The sequence below is a fragment of the Pseudoxanthomonas sp. LjRoot204_2 genome (assembly GCF_056175765.1).
This window is the reverse complement of record NZ_JBGFFG010000395.1, coordinates 1-3,084: the sequence shown is the minus strand read 5'-3', so window position 1 is coordinate 3,084 and position 3,084 is coordinate 1. Positions and strand designations below refer to the sequence as shown.

General features: G+C 69.6%; 2 protein-coding genes. One reads left to right on the top strand and one right to left on the bottom strand.

What is annotated here, in order from left to right; all coding sequences use genetic code 11:
• Window positions 1-928: cation:dicarboxylate symporter family transporter (locus AC04L7_RS15425; protein ID WP_475513343.1), on the bottom strand; the 928-nt coding region annotated here is incomplete at its 3' end.
• A gap of 148 nt (window positions 929-1,076) precedes the next feature.
• On the opposite strand from AC04L7_RS15425, the gene AC04L7_RS15420 reads away from it, so the two are divergent.
• Window positions 1,077-3,084, top strand: a 2,008-nt coding sequence (locus AC04L7_RS15420; protein WP_475513342.1) for a PAS-domain containing protein, incomplete at its 3' end; no start/stop codon positions are given.

Here is a 3,084-nt window from a genome sequence, read left to right as displayed (position 1 = left end):
AGTATCCGGTGGGCACGACCAGGCCGACGACGGACTTCGACGCACCGGCGCGCTCCATCTTCTCCATCAGCGACGGCAGTGCGGACTCGGACGACGAAGTGCCGAGCACCAGCAGCAGTTCGGCCTTGAGGTAGCGGATCAGGCGGAAGATCGAGAAGCCGCACCACCATGACACCAGCCCGAGGATCACGATCACGAACAGCAGCGAGGTGAGATAGAACGACCCGACCAGYCACGCGAGGTTGACCAGCATGCCGACGCCGTACTTGCCGATGGTGAAGGCGATGGCGCCGAACGCACCGATCGGCGCGGCGCGCATCAGGATGTGCACCAGGCGGAATACCGGGGCGGTCAGCGCCTCCAGCAGGTTCAGTACCGGGCGGCCCTTCTCGCCGACCAGCGCCAGCGACAGGCCGAACAGCACCGCCACGAACAGCACCTGCAGGATGTTGTCGCCCACCAGCGGGCTGACCAGCGTCTTCGGGATGATGTCCATCAGGAAGCCGACCAGCGAAAGCTCGTGCGATTTCTGCACGTAGTCGTTGACCGCCGACTGGTCCAGGTCGGCCGGGTTGATGTTCATGCCGGCGCCCGGCTGCACCACGTGCGCGACGATCATGCCGATCACCAGCGCCAGCGTGGAGAAGAACAGGAAGTACGCCATCGCCTTGGCAAACACCCGGCCCACCGTGCGCAGGTGGGTCATGCCGGCGATGCCGGTGACGATGGTCAGGAAGATCACCGGCGCGATGATCATCTTCACCAGCTTGATGAAGGCATCGCCCAGGGGTTTCATCGATTCGGCCAGCGCGGGCTCGAAGTGCCCCAGCGTCGCGCCCAGCACGATGGCCACGATCACCTGGAAGTACAGCTGCTTGTACAGCGGCTGCTTCGGCGGCGTTGCGAACGGGGTATCGGCCAGATGCATGGGAGAACTCCGGGACGGATGGCGTCGCCCACGGAACCGGGGCCGGCATGTTGTACCCCTGCCCCGCCGCCGCACCGATAACCTATTGGTACTAGCCCGCTCCCGCGCCTGTCCGCAGCCGGCGCCACGCCCGTAGACTGCGGCCATGCTGCGTACCCGCCGCCTCCACCGGATCCTGCTCGTCGTGCTGGCGATCCTGGGCGGTGCCGCCCTGGTCATGGCGCTGGCTTACCACGGGGCCGGCGTGCGCGCGCAGCGGGCCGAGACGGCGCAGCTGGAACGCCAGCTCGACCTGCACGCGCAAGCGTTGCAGCAACGCATCGACCGCTACCGCACGCTGCCGCAGATGCTGGCCCAGGACCCCGACCTGCGCGACGCGCTGGTGTCGCCGGTGGACGACGCGCGCCGCAATGCGCTCAACCAGCGCCTGGAAGACGCCAACAGCGTTACCCGCTCATCGACGCTCACGCTGATCGACCGCCGCGGCATCGCGCTGGCGGCGAGCAACTGGCGCGAACCGACCAGCAATGTCGGCGAGGACTACAGCTTCCGTCCCTACGTGAAGCAGGCGCTGCGCGACGGCCAGGGCCAGTTCTACGGCATCGGCCTGACCACGGGCGAGCCCGGCTATTTCCTGTCGCAGGCGATCGTGGACGGCGACGGCGGAACCATCGGCCTGGTCGTCATCAAGATCGACCTGGATGCGCTGGAACAGGAGTGGCTGCAGACGCCCGACGTGGTGCTCGTCAGCGACGCGCACGGCGTGGTCTTCCTCGCCAGCCAGGACGACTGGCGCTACCGCACGCTGCGCCCCCTGAGCGAGGCCGACCGGCGCGAGCTGGCCGCGACGCGGCAATACGCGCGGCAGAGGCTCACGCCGCTTCGCTGGCAGGACCTGTCGGCGGCCGGGGACGGCGCGCGTCGCGTGCAGATGCGCGACCCGCCATGGACGGGCGCCGTGCTGTGGCAATCGAAGGCCCTGCCCGAGGAAGGCTGGCAGCTGCACCTGCTGCACGACGCCTCGGCCATCGCTGCGGCAGGACGCGCCGCCGCCGTTGCCGCCGGTGGCGGCTGGCTGGCGCTGGCGTTCCTGGCCCTGTTCGTGCAGCAGCGCCGCCGCACCGCGCTGCTGCAGCGCCGCAGCCGGCAGGAACTGGAGGTCGTGCTGCAGCAGCACGCGCAGGAACTGCGCACCGCGCAGGATGGCATCGTCGAGGCGGCACGCTCCGCCGATGCCGGCCTGAGCCGCAGCCTCGAGCACCTGCCGCAGGGCGTGGTCATCATCGACGCCGACCTGCGGCTGGTGGCCTGGAACTCGCGCTACATGGACCTGTTCCGCTTCCCGCCGGACCTGATCCACGTCGGCCGCCCGATCGAGGACGTGTTCCGCCACAACGCCCGCCGCGGCCTGTTGGGACCGGGGCCCATCGAAGAGGCGATCCAGCGCCGCCTGGACCACCTGCGCAGCGGCAAGCCGCACATGCGCGAGAGCGAGAAGGACGATGGCGTGGTGCTGGAGATCCGCGGCAATCCGTTGCCCGACGGCGGCTTCGTCACCAGCTACGCCGACATCACCAGCTACAAGAACGCCGCGCGTGAGTTGCGCTCGCTGGCGGATGCGCTGGAGCACCGCGTCGAGGAACGCACGCGCGCCCTCGCCGACGCCACCCGCGCCGCCGAGAACGCCAACCGCTACAAGACGCGCTTCGTCGCCTCGGCGGTGCACGACCTGCTGCAGCCGTTGAACGCCGCGCGCATGTTCGTCTCCGCCCTGCGCGGCCGCCTGCACGACGACGAGGCGCGGCGCATCGCCGACCATGTCGACAATGCGCTTGCCGCGCAGGACGCGATCCTCAACAGCCTGCTCGACATCGCGCGCCTGGAATCCGGTGCGCTGCCTACCCGCGTCCGCGACTTCGCGCTGGCGCCCCTGCTGGAGACGCTGCTGCGGGAATTCGGCATGGTCGCCGAAGGCCGCGGGCTGGCGCTGGACGGCGTCGCCACGCGCGCCGTGGTCCGCAGCGACGAAGCCCTGCTGCGCCGCATCCTGCAGAACTTCCTGTCGAACGCGATCCGCTACACGCCACGCGGCCGCGTGCTGCTTGGCGTGCGCCGCGCCGGCGAGCTGGTGCGCATCGAGGTGCACGACCAGGGAC